The sequence below is a fragment of the Williamsia sp. Leaf354 genome, assembly GCF_001424365.1.
Lineage (GTDB): Bacteria > Actinomycetota > Actinomycetes > Mycobacteriales > Mycobacteriaceae > Williamsia_A.
In genome coordinates this window covers 499,416-517,447 of sequence record NZ_LMPL01000005.1, presented here as the reverse complement: position 1 = coordinate 517,447, position 18,032 = coordinate 499,416, and the positions used below count along the sequence as shown (strand labels likewise).

The 18,032-nt window shown below is 69.6% G+C and carries 15 protein-coding genes; 7 read left to right on the top strand and 8 right to left on the bottom strand.

The features are described 5' to 3' along the window. The first annotated feature begins 25 nt into the window (after positions 1-25). From ASG12_RS18985 to ASG12_RS18970, 4 genes are all read left to right on the top strand, one after another. Positions 26-658, top strand: a complete 633-nt coding sequence (locus ASG12_RS18985; protein ID WP_055793855.1) for an ABC transporter ATP-binding protein — start codon at positions 26-28, stop codon at positions 656-658. 57 nt (positions 659-715) lie between these two features. Further along, the gene (locus ASG12_RS18980) at positions 716-3,226 is read left to right on the top strand and encodes an FtsX-like permease family protein (protein WP_327197963.1); all 2,511 of its coding nucleotides are present in this window, start codon (positions 716-718) and stop codon (positions 3,224-3,226) included. Positions 3,227-3,297: 71 nt separating this feature from the next. Continuing rightward, positions 3,298-3,537, top strand: a complete 240-nt coding sequence (locus ASG12_RS18975; protein WP_045823907.1) for a hypothetical protein — start codon at positions 3,298-3,300, stop codon at positions 3,535-3,537. 36 nt (positions 3,538-3,573) lie between these two features. Next, positions 3,574-4,380, top strand: a complete 807-nt coding sequence (locus ASG12_RS18970) for a Clp protease N-terminal domain-containing protein (RefSeq protein WP_055793076.1) — start codon at positions 3,574-3,576, stop codon at positions 4,378-4,380. Between the two features lie 60 nt (positions 4,381-4,440). Here the strand turns inward: ASG12_RS18970 and ASG12_RS18965 are convergent, their stop codons facing one another. Then, positions 4,441-5,310, bottom strand: a complete 870-nt coding sequence (locus ASG12_RS18965) for a 1,4-dihydroxy-2-naphthoate polyprenyltransferase (protein ID WP_055793073.1) — start codon at positions 5,308-5,310, stop codon at positions 4,441-4,443. A gap of 188 nt (positions 5,311-5,498) precedes the next feature. Here ASG12_RS18965 and ASG12_RS18960 point away from each other — a divergent pair, with 188 nt between their 5' ends. Then, positions 5,499-8,774 carry a BTAD domain-containing putative transcriptional regulator gene (locus ASG12_RS18960; RefSeq protein WP_055793853.1) on the top strand — a complete coding sequence of 1,092 codons (3,276 nt, stop codon included), beginning with the start codon at positions 5,499-5,501 and terminating at the stop codon, positions 8,772-8,774. On the opposite strand, the gene ASG12_RS18955 is transcribed toward ASG12_RS18960, so the two are convergent. The 3 genes from ASG12_RS18955 to ASG12_RS18945 all read right to left on the bottom strand — a co-directional run bounded on the left by ASG12_RS18955 (position 8,771) and on the right by ASG12_RS18945 (position 11,988). Next, a complete protein-coding gene (locus ASG12_RS18955) occupies positions 8,771-9,595 on the bottom strand; it encodes an ABC transporter permease (RefSeq protein ID WP_055793069.1) in 825 nt (274 codons plus the stop codon). The genes ASG12_RS18960 and ASG12_RS18955 overlap by 4 nt on opposite strands. Then, positions 9,592-10,596, bottom strand: a complete 1,005-nt coding sequence (locus ASG12_RS18950) for an ATP-binding cassette domain-containing protein (protein WP_055793067.1) — start codon at positions 10,594-10,596, stop codon at positions 9,592-9,594. Before ASG12_RS18950 ends, ASG12_RS18955 begins: the two co-directional genes overlap by 4 nt. A gap of 141 nt (positions 10,597-10,737) precedes the next feature. Continuing rightward, complete coding sequence (locus ASG12_RS18945) at positions 10,738-11,988, bottom strand: HNH endonuclease signature motif containing protein (protein WP_156378188.1); 1,251 nt, start codon at positions 11,986-11,988, stop codon at positions 10,738-10,740. 551 nt (positions 11,989-12,539) lie between these two features. On the opposite strand from ASG12_RS18945, the gene ASG12_RS18940 reads away from it, so the two are divergent. Continuing rightward, positions 12,540-13,724 (top strand): LCP family protein, encoded by a 1,185-nt coding sequence (locus ASG12_RS18940; protein WP_235457584.1) that lies wholly within the window; start codon positions 12,540-12,542, stop codon positions 13,722-13,724. 3 nt (positions 13,725-13,727) lie between these two features. On the opposite strand, the gene ASG12_RS22175 is transcribed toward ASG12_RS18940, so the two are convergent. The 4 genes from ASG12_RS22175 to ASG12_RS18920 all read right to left on the bottom strand — a co-directional run bounded on the left by ASG12_RS22175 (position 13,728) and on the right by ASG12_RS18920 (position 17,064). Next, positions 13,728-13,994, bottom strand: coding sequence for a LuxR C-terminal-related transcriptional regulator (locus ASG12_RS22175; RefSeq protein WP_055793850.1), 267 nt, complete (start codon positions 13,992-13,994; stop codon positions 13,728-13,730). 132 nt (positions 13,995-14,126) lie between these two features. Beyond that, a complete protein-coding gene (locus ASG12_RS18930) occupies positions 14,127-15,200 on the bottom strand; it encodes a hypothetical protein (RefSeq protein WP_162243451.1) in 1,074 nt (357 codons plus the stop codon). Then, on the bottom strand, positions 15,197-16,420 hold the full coding sequence (locus ASG12_RS18925; RefSeq protein WP_055793058.1) for a sensor histidine kinase: 1,224 nt from the start codon (positions 16,418-16,420) through the stop codon (positions 15,197-15,199). Before ASG12_RS18925 ends, ASG12_RS18930 begins: the two co-directional genes overlap by 4 nt. After that, positions 16,387-17,064: a response regulator transcription factor gene (locus ASG12_RS18920; protein WP_055793055.1), complete on the bottom strand. Its 678-nt coding sequence runs from the start codon at positions 17,062-17,064 to the stop codon at positions 16,387-16,389. The genes ASG12_RS18925 and ASG12_RS18920 overlap by 34 nt, the downstream gene beginning before the upstream one ends. Before the next feature lie 320 nt (positions 17,065-17,384). On the opposite strand from ASG12_RS18920, the gene ASG12_RS18915 reads away from it, so the two are divergent. Next, positions 17,385-18,032, top strand: coding sequence for a nitroreductase family protein (locus ASG12_RS18915; protein ID WP_055793054.1), 648 nt, complete (start codon positions 17,385-17,387; stop codon positions 18,030-18,032).

Sequence of the window (18,032 nt, the reverse complement as noted above, 5' to 3'; positions counted from 1 at the left end):
GACCGACCTCGTGCGGGAATACCGCATGGGCGAGGAGACCGTCCGCGCCCTCGACGGACTCACCCTGCGCCTCGACGGCGGTCAGTTCGTGTCGGTGGTGGGGCCCTCGGGTGCGGGCAAGTCGACGCTGCTGCACGTCATCGGCGCCCTCGACGCCCCCGATTCGGGCCGCATCGTGGTCTCGGGCTCCGACATCGGGTCGCTGTCCGACGACGAGCAGTCCGAGTTCCGCAGGCGCACCATCGGTTTCATCTTCCAGTTCTTCAACCTGGTGCCGACGATGTCGGCGTGGGAGAACGTCGCGCTGCCCCGGTTGCTCGACGGGACGTCGCTGCGGCGGTCGAAGGCCGACGCGGTCGCGCTGCTCGACCGTGTCGGGCTCGGCAACCGGGCCGGTCACCGGCCGTCGGAGCTGTCGGGCGGGCAGATGCAGCGCGTCGCGATCGCGCGCTCGCTGATCATGGATCCGCGGATCGTGCTGGCCGACGAACCGACCGGCAACCTCGACTCGCACACCGGCGCGGCGATCCTCGGGCTGCTGGCCGAACTGGCGCACGACGACTCCGGGCGACTGGTGCTGATGGTCACCCACGACACGAAAGCCGCCGAGTTCGCCGACACCACCGTCACCGTCCGCGACGGGCGGATAGACGCGTAGATGTCGGGAGGCGGGGGAGCGCGACGTCGGTTCGATCCGGTCGCGACGTGGACACGGGTGCGGGTGCTCAACCTGCGCGAGCTGCGCAGCCACCGGCTGCGGGTGATCACCTCGCTGATGGTGATCACGGTGTCGTCGACGCTGCTCGTCGCCGTGCTCGGCACCTACGGGTCGATCACCGCCTCGGTGCGTGAGCTGTCGGCGACGGTCGCCGGGACCGCCGATCTCGACGTCACCTCCGTCGGCGACAGCGGACTCGACGAGTCGCTCGTCGGTGAGATCCGTGCGCAGGTGCCGCAGGCGTCAACCGTCGCGCCGCTGATCCAGGACACGATCTACCTCGACGCGAAACCGGTCACCGTGCTCGGTGCCGACGTGTCGATCCTCGGTCTCGGGGGTGCCCTGCGCCAGGTGCTCGCCGGGGGATCGGGTGCGGGGCAGGCGTTGTCGCCGAACCGCCCCGATGCGTCGACGTCGATCGCCGTCGGCCCGGGCCTCGGGTTCACCGCGGGGCAGAAGGTGACGATCAACGGCGTCGCGCTGACGGTGGTCGATGTCATCGACAGCGCGGCGGCGAGACCCATCAACGGTGGCCGGTTCATCGCGGCGTATCTGCCGCTCGCGCAACGACTCACCGACAAGCAGGGCCGCCTCGACTCGATCCTCATCGGCGCCGCGCCCGGAGCCGACAAGGCCGCGCTGCGCACCTCGATCGACCGGGTGGTCGCCGGGCGCGCTGCGGTGAACCGTCCCGACTATCGGGCGGGTCAGGTCGAGACGGCGAGCTCGGTGACCCGCGACTCGACGCTGCTCGTCGCCCTCATCTCCCTGGTGATCGCGGCGTTCCTCGTGTTCAACACCATGAACATGGCTGTCGCCTCGCGGCGACAGATGCTGGCGATGGTCCGTGCGATCGGTGGGCGCCGCGGGCAACTCGTGCGCGACCTCATCGGCGAGGCCGCCCTGTTCGGACTGGTCGGTGGCCTGATCGGCATCCCGGTCGGGGTGCTCGCCGGCCGGTGGATCGTCGGCAGGCTCCCCGAGGTGTCGTCGGATGCCGTGGGCGCGACGGTCGGGTACCACCTGCCCTGGTACGTCGGGCCGATCGCGGTCATCGCGTGCGTCGTGTCGTGCGTGGCGGCGAGCGTGCTCGCCGCGCGGTCGGTGTTCGCGCTGTCGCCGATCGAGGCGATGGTGCCCGGCGAGGTGCTCGCCCGTGACCGCGCTCCGGGGCTGCTGGTGTGGCTCGCCGGGGTCGGCGGTCTGGGGCTCGTCGGCGCGGGGTGGGTGATCGCGCACACCGTCGAGGGTCGCCTGGTGTTCGGCGGCGCCGTGCTCACCAGCATCGGGACGCTCCTGTTCTTCTTCGCGGTCACCGGACCGCTGATCCGTGCGGTCACGGCGTTGGCCGCGCGGCTCGGTGGCCCGGGGACGCTCGCCGCGGTCAACACCGAACGCTCCCCACGCCGGGCCTGGGCGACGCTGATGACGGTCACCGTCGCGGTGTCGGTCGGCGTCGGCACGTCGGGAGCGATGAACGATCTTGTCGGGTCGGTGTCGGGTGCGCTCGACGGTCTCGCCGACCCCGACCTCTACGTCTCCTCGCAGCCGGTCGAGAAGATCCCCAGTGGGCCGATCCTCGACTCGGGTGTCGCCGGACGTGTCGCCGCGGTACCCGGTGTCGCGGCGGTCGTCGGTGGCCAGTGGGCGACGGTGAACGTCGGCGAGGCGCGCATCCTCGTCCAGGGTCTCGCGCCGGGGATCCAGGCCCCGTACGTGAAGAAGACCTCGCCGGAGGTGCTGCGCCGAGTCCTCGCGGGCGAGGGTGTCGTCGTGTCGAAGGTGTTGGCGCGGACGCTGAAACTGGGTGTCGGTGACCGCTTTCGGCTCGCGACGCCCACCGGGTTCCACGAGCTGCCGATCCTGCAGACCGTCGACTACGTGACCCTCGACTCGGGCACCGCAGCGCTGTCCGATCAGCTTCTGTCGCAATGGTTCCAGCGGCCCGGCAACACCTTCCTGCAGGTGCGGTACGACCCCGGGGTCGACGGCGCGCAGGTGCGTCGGGCGGTGAACGCGGCCGCGCAGATCGACGCCGACCCGTCGCACCCGGTGTTCGTCTACAGCGGCGTCGAGACCCTCGACGCGACGCGGGCCTCGGTCAAGCAGTCGGGCGCGTTCACCATCGCGATCCAGTGGATCGTGGCGTTGGTCGCCGCGATCGCCCTGCTCAACACGCTGTTGCTGTCGGTGATCGAACGTCGCCGCGAACTCGGGGTGCTGCGCGCGATGGGTGCGTCACGGCGCTTCGTGTCGCGGATGGTGCTGGCCGAGGCGGCCTCGATCGCCGCGGTCGGGGCGGTGCTCGGCGTCGCGAGCGGCGAACTGCTGCACATCGTGAGCGATCGGGTGCTCGGCACCACCACCTCGGTCGACATCGGCTACCACCCCCAGGCCTCGACGATCCTCTACGTCGTCGTCGCATTCGTGCTCTGCACCGCGGGCGCCTTCCTGCCCGCCGCGCGCGCTGCGCGGATGAACATCAGCGAAGCCGTTCTCGACGAGTAGCGGCCAGCCCGCGGAATATCGGTCGTCAATAAATGTTGACAACACCGTGAGTGTCAACTTAACCTGACACCATGCAGAGCGACGACGTGGACACCGAACAGAACGACACCATCACCACGGCCGCGGCGAGCACAGATCCCGCACAGGGACTGGCCGCGGTGCGCGCCCTGCGAACTCTGGCCGACCGCCTCGAAGAGGTGCAGGTGGCCAGTGCCCGCGAGCAGGGATGGAGCTGGCAGGCGATCGCAGAGGTCCTGCAGATCAGCCGCCAGGCCGTGCATCAGAAGCACTCGGCTCGCGAGAGGGACTGAATCAACACCCACCACACGACTGAGAAGAGACACACCATGTTCGAACACTTCACCCGCGAGAACAGGCACATCCTGTCCTTCGCCATGGAGGAGGCCGCCGACCTCGGGCACACCCAACTCGGCAACGATCACCTGATCCTCGGGATGCTGTGCAACGCACGCGCCCCGATCTTCACCCGGCTCACCGCCGAGGGCTTCACGCTCGACGCGGCCCGCGACACCGTCCGCGAGGTGCGCGGCGACGCCGACGACAGCGACGACGCCGACGCGTCACAGGTCGCCGAGGACCGCGAGGCCCTCAAGTCCGTCGGCATCGACCTCGACAAGGTCGCCACGGCCATCAAGAACGCCTTCGGCACCGACATCACCGACGGTTGGTCGCAGCGGAGTGCCGACCGGCGCGGACGGGGCGGACGTGGAGGACCGCGACGCGGCGAGGACTCCGGTCCCCGCGGCCACCGCGGTCACCGACACGGCCATGGCCACGGCCACCCGCATGACGCCTTCGGCCGCCCCGGCTTCCCCGGCGGCGAGTTCCCAGGTCGCGGTTTCGGGGGCCCGCTGGGCGATCCCGACACCGCGGACGGCCCGTGGGAGCGCGGCCGGGGCCGGCGCGGGCCCCGCGGACGTGGCGGCCCGTTCGGTCGGCCGCGGTTCTCGGTCGACGCGCGGGCCGCGATCGCCAACGCCGTGCAGATCGCCCGCGAGTCGGACAGCGACCGGATCACCGCCGAGCACGTGCTGCTCGGCATCCTCAAGACCGACGACAAGCGTTCCCGCGCACTGATCGAGTCGGTCACCACCCCGGAGAAGCTGCGCGACGCCCTGAGCGCCACCGTCTGATCCGTGACCGACCATGCTGCGCCCGCGAGCTTCTCGCGGGCGCAGTGTCGTCTCGTCTGCTCAGGCGAGGAACAACGCGACCGCGGTCGCCAGGGCCCACGCCACCATCGCCATGCCGGCCTGCGCGATCGCCGGGATGAGGGCCGGCCCGAGTGCGCCACCGCGGACCGGTGCGTTGGCACGCCACGCCAGCGGTGCGGCGACCAGCCCGAGCAGCGCCCACGGCGTCGCGATGACCAGCACCAGGCTCAGCACCGACGGCAGGGCCACCAACGCCAGGTGCGTGGTGCGGGTGCGCGTGTCGCCGAGGCGGACCGCGAGCGTGTTCTTGCCGGACTCGGTGTCCGACGGGATGTCGCGCAGGTTGTTCGCGACGAGCACGGCGCTCGAGTAGGAACCGACGGCGACCGCGCAGATCACGCCGACCCAGTCGATCCGCTCGGCCTGCACGAACTGTGTGCCCAGCACCGCGACGAGCCCGAAGAACACGAACACCGCGACCTCGCCGAGGCCGGCGTAGCCGTACGGGTTCTTGCCGCCGGTGTAGAACCAGGCGCCCGCGATGCAGACGACGCCGACGACGACGAGCCACCACGCACTGCTCAGCGCCAGGACCAGACCGCAGACCGCGGCCAGACCGAACGCCGCGAACGCGGCGTTGCGCACCGCCACCGCGGGGGCGGCCTTCGACCCGACGAGGCGCATCGGTCCGACGCGGTCGTCATCGGTGCCCCGGATGCCGTCGGAGAAGTCGTTGGCGTAGTTGACCCCGACGATCAGCGACAACGACACCGCGAGCGCCAGCAGCGCCTTCCACCACACCGCGTCGCCGAGCCAGCCCGCCGCGCCGGTGCCCGCCACCACGGGGGCGATCGCATTCGGGAACGTGCGCGGCCGCGCACCGTCGAACCACTGCTTCGGGGTAGCCATGTCGACAATCTTGACCTACCCCCGTGGCGTCACTCGGCGGTGGTTCGATGTGCGGCCGACGCGTGCGGTCCGTTTTGCCCGAACCGCTGTACGGGCGACGAGTCGTCGCAGGTGGTCGCCACTACTGTGGACACCTGGGCGCCACGAGCGGATTGCGCCGAACAGACGGCCGGAGAGGTGAGGTGTCGGTGGACGCGTCGGCGGTGACGATCGGCCTCCTGGGTCCGGTCGCGGTCGCTGCCGACGGTGCGATGGTCGAAGTCCCCGGCGTCCGTGCCCGGCGACTGCTCGTCGCTCTCGCCCTGGCCCGGGGCGGTGTCCGGTCGGCGTCCGCCCTCATCGACCTCGTGTGGGGCGACGACCGCCCCAAGTCGCCGCAGGCCGCCCTGCACACCCAGATCTCCCGTCTCCGACAGGTGTTGCCGTCGGGGATGCTCGCCGGCGCGGCGACCGGCTACCGCCTTGACCTGAGCGGTGACGCCCTCGACGTCGACCGGGCCCGAGCACTCGCGGCAGTCGGAACCCCCGAGGCTCTGGCCGAGGCCGACGCCCTGTGGCGCGGTGTCCCCGGAGACGACCTCGGCCCCGACACCCCCGGCGGCGACCCGCTCGCCGGCGAGTTGCGCACTCTCGGTGACGATCTGCGTCGCCGCCTCGACGAGGCGCGGGCCGCCGCGGCGTCGGCGGCCGGCGACCACGAGACCGCCCGCCGCATCGCCGGGGACCTCTGCGAACGCGATCCCCTCGACGAACCCGCGCACCTGCTCCTCATGCGCGCGTTGGCGGCGTCGGGCCGCACCGCCGATGCACTCGCCGTGCACGCCCGACTGCGTCGCGCGCTGTCGGCCGAACTCGGGGTCGACCCCGGCGCCGAGATCGAGGCACTGCATCGCGAGCTGCTCACCCCGGCCCCCGCCCCGGTCCTCACGCCACCGCCGACGGTGATCCCGCGGCCGTCGGTCTCCACCCGTGCCGTCGGGCTGCGGTCGGAACCCAACGAATTACTCGGCCGCGCAGACGACATCGCCGCCGTGCTCACCGCGATCGATCAGCATCGGGTGGTCACCATCGCCGGCCCCGGTGGCGCCGGCAAGACCCGCATGGTGCACGCCGTCGGCCGCCGGATCGCCGAGGCGGGCCGGACGATCTACCTCGTCGAGTTGGCGTCAGTGCGCAACGACGACGACGTCGTGGCGGCCATCGCCGCGTCCCTCGGTGTCGGGGAGTCCGAGCTCACCCCGTCGGGTGCGCCGCGCATCCCCGTCGGCGACCTGGCCGACCGCCTCGCCGACACCCTCGTCGGACGCAACGCCGTTCTCGCACTCGACAACTGCGAGCAGATCATCGACGGCAGCGCGCAGGTCGTGACCGACCTCATCGGTGCTGTCGCCGACCTCACCGTCCTCACCACGTCGCGCGCACCGCTCATGGTGGCGGGCGAGGTCATCCACCGCTTGGCGCCGCTGTCGAGCGACGTCACCGACTCACCGGCGGTCGAACTGTTCGTCGCGCGAGCACGAGCAGTTCGCTCCGACGTGGCCATCGACCTCGACGTCGTCGCCGAACTGTGCCGCGACCTCGACGGCCTGCCGTTGGCCATCGAGCTCGCCGCCGCGCGGGTGCGCACCCTGAGCGTGCCGGAGATCGCCCGTCTGCTGTCGCAGCGCCTCGCCCGTGGTCGACTCAGCCTGCTGCGCACCGCAGATCGCACCGCACCCCGACGGCATCGGACGCTGCACGCCGTCATCGAGTGGAGCTGGGATCTCCTCGACGACGATGCCCGGGCGGCCCTGCGGCGCCTGTGCCGCTTCCCGGCCGGGTTCACCGTCGCCGCAGCCGATGTCGTCGTCTCCGGCGGCGCGGGTCTCACCCTGGTCGACGACGTCCTCGAACAGCTGGTCAACCAGTCGCTGCTCACCGTGACCGAGGTCGACGGCCACATCCGCTACCGCATGCTCGAGATGGTGCGCGAGTTCGGTGAGGAACAACTTCTCGCGTCGGGCGAGGCGGACGACGTCGACGCGGCCATGATCCGCTGGGCCATCGGGTGGGCGAAGGACACCCGCGCCCTCTACGACACGGGCGAGCAGGCGGCCGCGATGACGAACGTGGTCGCCGACAACGACAACATCGTGTGGATCCTGCGACGCTGCACCGAGATCGACGTCGCCGAGCGGCCCGCCGACGCCGTCTCGGCCGTGGTCGCGGTGTTCCCGGTGATGACATCCGGGTGGGTGGCACGCGGACTGCACGTCGAGATCCGCAACTGGGCGCCCCGCATCGTCGGGCTGCTGGGCCGACCGCCGCGCGACCTCCCCGACGACCAACGCGAGCTGTGGCAGGTCGCCCTCCTGATGGTGGCCGGCCATCTGATCATGATCGCGCCCGACATGCGGTTGTTGGCTCGGGCGCGCGTCGCCATCCGCGCCATCTTCCACCCCGACGAGGTGATGGCACTGCCCGCGGACTTCGTGAGCGCGATCCTGTTGTCGCGCACCACCTACAGCGGCTTACGCATCCTCACCCGCGGTGCTCGGTCCCCCGTTCCGCTGGTTCGGGCGATCGCACTGTCGGTGCGCTCGAACGCCCGGGAGAACGTCGGTGACCTCAGTGGCGCACTGCGCGATTCGCAGGATGCCCAGGCGCTGGCCGTCTACCGGGGCGATCTCTGGATCACCGCGACCGGCGCGATGGAGATCGGCAACATCCACGGCCAGAGCGCACGGTACGGCGACGCGATCGCGAGCTACACCCGGGCCGTGGAGTTGCTCACCGAACTCGGTTCCGTCGACGAGGTCGTCCAGGTCCGGATCTATCTCGCGTGCAGCTTCATCGGCGTCGGGGAGATCGACCGTGGACGCGAGATCGTGGCCGAACTCTCCGATGGGTGGACGGTGGACCAACCTGTGCCGGCGGGCAGTGTCGAGGCGGTCGGGACGCTGATGATGGCCAGCGCCGAGGTGGCCCACGCCGGCGGTGATCCCGCGACGGCGGGGGCGATCGCGGTGCGCGTCCTCGACCAGGTTCTCGGCGGCATGGCGGGCGCGACATCGGACCCGACGATGCTTCTCGTCCTCAGCTCCGCGGTGACGATGGCGGCCGTGACCGGGAACGGTGGCGCCGCCCACGAGCGGCTCCCGTTGCTCGGCGACTTCGTGGCCGCACAGTTCGAACCGTCCGGCTACCAGGACATCCCGCAGATCGGCGCTTGCGCCGTCGCCTTCGCCACCGCCTTGACGAGCCACGACGCCGGATCGGTGACCGCGGCGCGGTTGCACCTGCTCGGCGTCCGTTCGCGCGCCCGCCTCGACTTCCCGATCCTCGACCACGCCGTCACCACGGCCCGGTCCCTGAGCGCGGTCGCGGCCGACGTCTGGGAGGAACTCGACACCGAGATCAGCAGGATGTCCCGACGGCACGCCGCCGAGACCATCCTGCAGACCATGCGTGGTGCTCTCGCCTAGGCGTTGCGCATGTACGCCCGGACGGTGAGCGGCGCGAACACCGCGACGAGGATGGCCGCGCCGAGCAGCGACCACAGCACGTGGATACCGATGTGACCGTTGTTGGTCAGCTCGCGCACCGACGTCACCAGGTTCGACACCGGGTTCACCTTCACGAACGCCTGCAGCCAGCCCGGCATCGTCTCGGGCTGCACGAAGGCGTTCGAGACGAAGGTCAACGGGAACAGGATCATCAGCGAGAAGCCCTGCACCGCAGAGGCCTTCTTCACCAGCATGCCCATCAGCGCCCAGATCCACGACACCGCGAAGCTGCAGATGATGACCAGGACGGTGGCGCCGATCAGGCCCAGCGGGTCGGGCCGCCAGCCCATCGCGATGCCGACCACGAACGTGATGACCGTGGCGATGAGGTATCGCACGACGTCGGCGAGCAGCGCGCCGGCCAGGGGCGCGGTCCGCGCTATCGGTAGCGACTTGAAGCGGTCGAACACGCCCTTGTTCATGTCCTCGCGGAGCTGGGTGCCGGTCACCACCGAGGTGGTGATCACGGTCTGGACGAGGATGCCCGGGATGATGATCGGAAGGTATTGCGACACACTGCCGGCGAGCGCGCCACCGAAGATGTAGGTGAACATCAACGTGAACACGACGGGCTGGAACACGACGTCGAACAACTGCTCCGGGTTGTGGCGGATCTTGAGCATTCCGCGGTAGCCCATGGTGAACGACTGACGGACTGTGTCGGCGAGTCCGACCGAACGCGGGGCCGACCGTGTGTCGCGCGATGCGACGGCGGGGCGATCGAGGGCCTGGGCGGTCATGCTGCGTCCTCCTCGGACTCGGTGGCGGAACCGGTTTCGGTGCCGTCGGCGGGCTTGCCGGTGATGGTCATGAACACCTCGTCGAGGCTGGGTTTGGCGACGGACAGTTCGCGGATCGCTATGTCGGCCGCCACCAGGGCGGTCATCACGTCCGACACCGCATCGGGTCGGGACAGGGGAACCGTGACGCGCCCGGCCTCGGGGCTCAGCGACCCCTTCTCCCCGGTGACCCGCTCGACGATCTCCAGCGCCGCAATGCAATCCGACGGCGACGTCGGACGGACCTGCAGGGTGTTGACGCCCACCGAGTCCTTCAATTCGTCGGCCGTGCCATCGGCGATCACTACTCCGCGGTCGATCACCGCGATCCGATCGGCGAGCTGATCGGCCTCGTCGAGGTACTGCGTCGTCAGCAACACCGTCGACCCGCCGGACACGAGGCGACGGATCGTCTCCCACATCTGGGCGCGGGTCCTCGGGTCGAGGCCGGTGGTGGGCTCGTCGAGGAACAGCAGCGGGGGAGCGGAGATCAGGCTGGCCGCGAGATCGAGCCGCCGTCGCATACCGCCGGAGAACTCGTTGAGCGGTCGGCTCGCGGCCTCTTCGAGCCCGAACTCCTCGAGCAGGTCGGAGGCGATGGTCCGCGTCTGTGCACGGGACTTGCCGAGCAGCCGCGCGAAGATGATGAGGTTCTCGCGAGCGGACAGGTCCTCGTCGACCGAGGCGTACTGACCGGTGACCCCGACCAACGACCGGACCGCCACAGGTTCGGCGACCACATCGTGGCCGAAGACCTGTGCCGATCCCGCATCGGGTCGCAGGAGGGTCGCGAGCATGCGGACGGTGGTGGTCTTGCCTGCGCCGTTAGGGCCCAGCACGCCGTACACCGATCCGGTGGGTACGACCAGGTCGACACCGTCGACCGCGCGGGTGTTGCCGAAATGCTTCACCAACCCGCGGGCCTCGATGGCCGGCGCGTCGGTGGTGCGAGGTGTTGTCATGCCGACGACTGTCCGCGACAGCTCTGTCGTGACGCTGTCGCGGACTGTCGTGGCCTGTCGCCCGGCCCCGATTCACCCTGTGGAGTTGTCAATGTTCGTAGCGCTCCCGCAGGTGTGCGGGGCGTTGGTTCTCTGACGGGGCTATGCCGCGGCCGGTTCCATCTCCGTCAAAGTTCTTCTGTTGTATGCGGGTAACGGAGTTCGGCGTGGGTAGGGGTGTCGGTCGTGGCCCATGACGATGTCCCAGCCTGCGGTGTGGACGGCGACGTGGCAGCGGCGACACAGGAGGCATCCGTTGTCGACGACGGTCTTGCCGCCGTCGGCGTAGTGGGTGATGTGGTGGACGTCGGTCCACGAGGCCGGGGCGCCGCACTTGATGCAGCATTGGTCTCTGGTGAGGATCACCTTGCGTGCCGCGCCGGTGAAGAGTCGCTTCTCGGCGGCGACGGAGACGGGTGCGCCGTTGAGGTCGACCCCGATCCCAAGGACTTTCGCGTCGCAGGCCAGGAGTCGTGCCGACAGGTCCGAGACCGGTCCGAGCCAGTTCAGGCGCGCGGGGTCCGGCGGGTCCGATCCCTCGAGCGGGATCGTGACGACCAACTCGGTGGACGCCGGACCTGACAGGGCCTCGGGTGCGAGTCCGCGGGTGCCGGCCTCGAGGAGCTGGGCGAACGCATCGGCCCGTCGCCGGCACGCCGTCCGCCGGTCGGGCGATCCGTCGGGTTCGGGGCGGGGACGTGACGCCGTGTCGAGGGCGGTGATGAGTCGTTCGCCGGTGACCGCGTCGAGGTCGAACTCGCCGCGTAGTCGGCCGTCGCCGGTCTGCGACCAGCCCAGTTCGTTGAGGGCGGGGTCTTCCGCGGCCGGTACCGCGGGAGGCTCGGCGGGTGAGTGGGCGATCGCCGCTGCGCGGGCGTCGTCGACGATCTCCGCGGGACTCTTTCCGGCGATCGCGGCCCCGATCAGCCGCTGCTCCAGGTTCGACACCACATCGGAATCGAGTGATTCGCCGGTGCGGCGCGCGACGTGTTCGATTCCGCGCGCGACCGCATCGAGATGTTCGGCCGACAGGTCACCGTCACGGGAGTGGCGAGCGAGCAGTGGCAGGACCTCCACGGCCCGTCCGAGCCGGATCAACCGTGACGCCACGGCCGGTGCGACACCGTTGGCGATCAACAGTTCTCGCAACGACATCCCGCAGTGTGTCGCGACCCCGACGCGCTCGGCCTGGGACGCCAACCGCGCCAGCATCCCATCGGCCACCGCCCGGAGAGCGACGGCGCCACGGATGGCGGCGACGATCTCGGAGTCGACATCGGCGACAACTGTTCCCTGTGAACCGAACTCGTCGACCACCAGGTCGACGAGTTCGATGAATGATCCCCCGGTCATGCTTCGACCGTACACACGTTCGAACACCGTCGCAAGGGCCAATTCTGCGAATTATGTTGATGCACATGCAGATTGCGTGTGGGCGACGCCCCCGATCACCACGCTAGCGGATGGCTCCGACAGGAATGGGCACGAGCACTGCGCCCATCCACAGGCTGTGGAGACGAAGTGCCCACTCGATCCGAACAACTGCCCGATCGATGCGAATAGTTGCCCGATCGACGCGGGGGTCGGGCGTGACCAGCGACCGCTACAGAATCGCCCGAAGCGTCTGTTTCGCAACGTATCCGGTGTTTGCGCGAGTCGCCGCCGTTCCATCCCTCCGATACATTCGGTGGTTCGCACGCGACCGACCCACTGGATCGGGCCACCTGATCGACAGTGGGACACCAGCCATGCCACCCGAGCGTTCACGCAGATACTCCGGCACCTCTCCGCACCGTCGTCACCTCGGTGACGCGCCGACCGAGGTCATCGCCCGGGTACCTCCGCGACACCACCGACGTCCGGCGCGACGTCCCGCACCGCCGCGGCGCTCCCGCCGTCGGCTCGTGCGTCCTCTCGTGGCTCTGGCCTCGGCCGCCGTGCTGCTCGGATCGGGGCTCGCCTGGGGCGAGGCACAACACATCGGCGGCGGGTTCCACACGTCCGATGTGCTCGCCGGGGCGCCGAAGTCGACGGGCAGCGCCGAGAACATCCTGCTGATCGGGCTGGACTCGCGCAAGGACCGCGACGGCAACGACCTGCCGGCGTCGGTGCTCTCCGCGTTGCACGCCGGCGACGGGGAGGAGGGCGGCTACAACACCAACACCCTGATCCTGGTGCACGTGCCCGCCGACGGTCAGCACATCGTGGCGTTCTCGATCCCGCGCGACGACTACGTCGCGGTGCACGGCATCGACGGGTACGACCACGCGAAGATCAAAGAGGCCTACGGCCTGATGAAGGCGCAGGCCGAACAGAAGCTCGCCGACGAGGGCGTCACCGACCAGGCGACGCTCGAGACCGACGGCCGCGATGCGGGTCGCGCCGAGACCCTGCAGACGGTGCGCGAACTCACCGGGGTGCCGATCGACCGGTTCGCCGAGGTCAGCCTCGTCGGGTTCTACGACATCGCCAAGGCCCTCGGCGGCGTGAAGGTGTGTCTCAATCATGCTGTGTCCGACAGCTATTCGGGCGCCCGCTTCAGCGCCGGGGTGCACACGCTGAACGCGTCGCAGGCGTTGGCGTTCGTCCGGCAGCGACACGGACTCGACAACGGCGACCTCGACCGCACCCACCGCCAGCAGGCGTTCCTGATCTCGGTGGCGCACTCACTGCAGTCGTCGGGCATCTTCGGCGACCTCGACAAACTCAATGCGCTGGTGACGGTGGCGCAGCGCGACATCGTGCTCTCATCGGGCTGGGACATCGTCGACTACGCGCACCGCATCGGCGACATCTCCGGTCAGAACCTTGCGTTCCGGACGCTGCCGGTGCTCCGGTACGACACCGTCGACAACCAGGACGTCAACATCGTCGACCCGGCCGCGATCCGCAGCCAGGTCCAGACCGCGTTCGGGATCACCCCGCCGCAACCGCCCGCGACCACCACCAGGCAGCTCGAATCCACCTCCGACACCTCGGGCAGCGACACCCCGAGCACCGACACGGCAGGCCAGGCGTCGCAGGATCCCGCTCCCGATCAGGGCGCGCCCGTCGTCAGCACGGCGTCGGGAGTGCCCTGCGTGAACTGACGGTCAGAGCTCGGTGATGTCGACGATGCCGTCCTGGAGAGCGCGGGCGAGCAGCGACGCCTTCGACGGCGCCGGGCGCCCCACGGCGGCGTACTTCGCGCGGATGCGCGTGATGTGAGTGTTGACAGTGGATTCGGAGATGTAGAGCCGCTTGCCGACGCCGACCTTGCTGTCGGCGAGAACCCATGCGCGCAGTACCTCCTTCTCGCGGTCACTCAGCGCCGGAGGGGTCAGGGTTCGCAGAGGCGAGGGATCGAGAACTGCGGTCATGGTGGTGTGTCCGATCACGGGGGCGTCGACGGTTCCGACGCGATGAGTTAACGGTAATAAGCCGTACCGACATCGGACAGACACATCATCTGGTGTCCCCCAAACCGGGGTCACCATTAGATGGGCACACAATCAGGCGTCGACGTCGATCGTCGAGCGCACGATCTCGATGCCGTCGGAACCGAAATCGCGGCGGTACATGTCGCCGCCGTCGCGCCTCACGATCGACGCCATGGCCGATCGATGGGGCGGCAGAAGCCGCACGCGGACGTCACCCGATGTCGCCGACTCGAGGACGTCGACGATCGCCGCACGTACCCGCACCAGGGCGTCTTCCGAGGCCGACCGCAGGGGGTCGTCGTCGAGGAGGATCACCTCGACGCCTCGGCTGCGCGCCGCACGTGCGGCGTCGGCCACCTCCGGCGTCGCGAGTCCGGGTGCGCGCAGCCGGTCCCGCAGGTGCGCCTCCAGCAGCTCGCAGGTCTCCCGCTCGGTGGGGGTCAGCTCGTCGCCGGCCGCGATCCGGTCGAGCATCGGTCGCGCCAGCTTGTCGAGTTCGGCGAGCTGCGCGTCGCGCTCGGCCGCCGCGGCGGTCTGGGCGGCGAGTTCCGCGCTGCGCCGTGCGCCCGACCGCCGGAGATCGAAGATCAGTGTCGCGCTGGGGCGCAACGTCAGACTGAACACCGTCGCCATCGACAGCGGCGCGACGTCGATCAGGGTGACCTGCGGTCCCACCCCGACACGCATCGGTCCGACGATCGCCGCCACGAGGTAGGCGGCCAGCATGAGAGCCATTCCGGCCCATGCGAGCGCCGTTCGACCACGCACACAGAGGAAACAGAGCACCGCGGTGCCCAGACCGTGCATCCAGTTCAAGGTGGCAGCCCTCGCGGACACATCGAGGGTGGCCAGCGCGATACCGCAGCCGACAGCACCTGCACAGGCCATGGGGATCGCGGCGCGCAACGGCAGCGGGTCCTGGCGGGCCACGACGATGCCGGCCGTCGCCGCCCCTAACACCACCAGTGACACAGCGGTGCCGATGACGGATGTGGCGTCGCCAGGGGACACCAAGAAGATCGCGGCCGATACGAGCACCATGTACAACGCGGTGAGAAGTTTCGCTCCCCTGGTGTGCAGGCCGATGAGCGAACCCGCGTCGCGGAGATCCTCGGCGGTCAGTCGTGTACTCGAGGCGATGGTCATGACGGCCGGGCCCACGTGAGGGTGACCCGCGTGCCGCGTCCGAGCGCGGAGTCGATGGTGGCCTCGCCTCCTCCGAGCTGCTCCATCCGGCCGCGCACACTGACCGCGAGACCGAGACGGTGCGGTGGCACCCGGCCGAGGTCGAATCCGACTCCGTTGTCGGTGATCTGGATGTTCAGCCGATTCGCCGAGACCGTGACCTCGACAGCGATGACCGCATCGGCGCCGGCGTGGCGGAGCGCGTTGCGCACGGCCTCGGCCATCGCCGCCGACATCGTGCGCACCACATCCTGGGGGTAGGTGGTGAGACCGAGCGGAGGGTGTCGCGTGTCGGTGAACGCGACGGTGTCGTCGATGTCGGTGACGGCACTCTGCAACTGGGCGATGGCCGCGGAGGCGGGCACGGAGTACGAGGCGCTCTGTTCCACACCGAGTTCGGCGATCGTGTTCGAGGCGAGTGACCGCAGGGAATCGGTGTTACCCATCCGGGCCGCGCCCAGCAGCGCCGTCATCACGCCGTCGTGGGTCAGAGCGTCGAAGCGGGCGCGTTCGGACTCACGGGCGCGCGCAGCGGCGGCGCGTGCGGCCAGGTGAAAGGCGTCCGCGCGGGTTTCGTCGAGCAGTCGCGCCGTGCGTGCACCGATGATGACCGCGGCGGTGAACGTCATCGAGTAGGCGAAGGCGAAGGCGAGGTCGGGTCCCAACGGCACGACGAGGTCGGACGGACGCACGACCCGCGACATGAACGTGGCCACGGTGGTGAGGACGAGGAGATACAGCAGTGCTCGTCCCCGTGGCCAGCCGACACCGATCGCGACACCCACCAGACCCGGGAACTGCGAGAACCACAGACCCCGCTCGTCGCTGTACGTCCCGTTCTTCCACGCCACCGGAACCAGGAGGGCCGCGACGAGATAGGCGATGACGGCCACGATGATGGCGGGGCGGACCAGGTGTCGCGCGTTGACGGCCGCGACGACGCCGACGGCGATGCCGCTGCCGAACACCACGATCGGCGCACCGAACGCCCACCAGCCGGCCATGTAGTCGAACGATTTCGCGATGTTGCCGAGACACAACGCCCCGTAGGCGAAGTAGCCTGCGCCGACGAAGATCGCGAACTGTCGGGTGATGCGCAGTTCGGCGTCGCCGGGTGTTCGTTCGCCGGTCCGCGCCGAGCGGTCGGTCAGTCGCGGGGCCGGCGAGGCATCGGTAGCCATCCGTCCTCCACTGCGCGTTTGTAGAGGTCGGTCTTCGTCGGGGCGGGACGTCCGGCCGCGGCGTACTTGCTGCGGATGCGGCCGAGGTACTGGCTGACGGTGTCGACCGAGAGGCCGGTCAGCTTCGCCACGCGGGCGTTGGCCTCCCCGGATGCGTACAGCTCCAGCACTTCTCGCTGACGCGGGCTGAGGTTGACCTCCACGAACTCCTCGTCGGCGTCGATGGCGGCGGCCCAGTCCATGGTCGCGATGGTCTCGCCGCGGACGGCCGCGCGGATGGCCTCGAGGATCTCCACCGCACGCGGTGACTTGCGCACCACACCCAGAACGCCTGCGGCAGCGGCAGACCGGACGAGGTAGGCCTCCTCGGCCGAGGTGTACACCAGGCACTCGATGCCGTGGGCGCGCAGTTCCTCGACGTTCTTGCGTGGGGAGCTGCCGTCGTCGAGGCGCAGGTCGAGCACCGCGAGATCGAGGTCGGTGGTGATCGCGAGGAGTTCTTTCACCGTTGCGCCGCCGCCGACGAATGCGAGGTCGGAGGTGGTCTCCATCATCGCCTTGAGCCCGAGGATGGCGATCTCGTGATCATCGATGACTCCGATCCGGGCGGGCTGACCGGCAGTTCCCGATGCGCTGTCGGTCATCGGGTGCCTGTCCCGGACGCTCCTGCCGCCGTGCATCGAGGGTGACAGCGGGGGTGACCGGTGGCAATCGCGTGTTCATAGGGCAGGCGCGTGCGCAGGCGGCCGCGAGTGCGCCGCATCATCGAGATCACCGGACGATTCTCGCCCGCTGACCTGCGACAAGCCGGCTGTACCCGGCGACGAGGCCCCGGTGTAGTGAGAACGAACTACATGGGTTCTGTGCTTTCTCACAAGAAGTGGGTTCCGGACTCGGATTCTGATGCACCGTGCGTACGCGCAGCGCCCGACCGGCTCGGCGATCGGACTGGCACTGTGGACGTATGACGATTCTGGATCTGAACCCCGACGAGCTGCTCACCACCACGCGCACCGTGCGCAAGCGTCTCGACCTCGAGCGTGATGTGCCTCTTGCGCTGATCCGCGAATGCCTCGAGGTGGCGTTGCAGGCGCCGAGCGGTTCGAACCGGCAGGGCTGGCAGTGGGTGGTGGTCACCGACGCCGAGCAGCGCGCGAAGGTCGGGGAGATCTATCGGCAGGAGACCGAGAAGTACCTGGCGTCGCAGGCGTCGGCGGCGAAGTTGTTCGCCGATGACCCCGATCGCTCGCAGGTGCAGCGCCGCGTCGGCACCAGCGTGGAGGTGTTGGGGGAGAACATGGGTCGGGTGCCGGTGCTGCTGATCCCGTGCATCAAGGCGGGCAAGGAGTTGCCCGCCGGCAACCAGGCGGGACTCTGGGGATCACTCCTGCCGGCGGTGTGGAGTTACGCCCTGGCCGCCCGCGCCCGGGGACTCGGAACAGCCTGGACGACACTGCATCTCAATCGCGAAGCCGAGGTCGCCGAGATCCTCGGGATTCCCGAGGGCTTCCACCAGGGCGCCCTTCTGCCCACCGCGTTCTACACCGGCGACACCTTCAAGCCCGCCCCGCGCGGCTCGCTCGACGAGGTCCTCCACATCGATCGCTGGTGA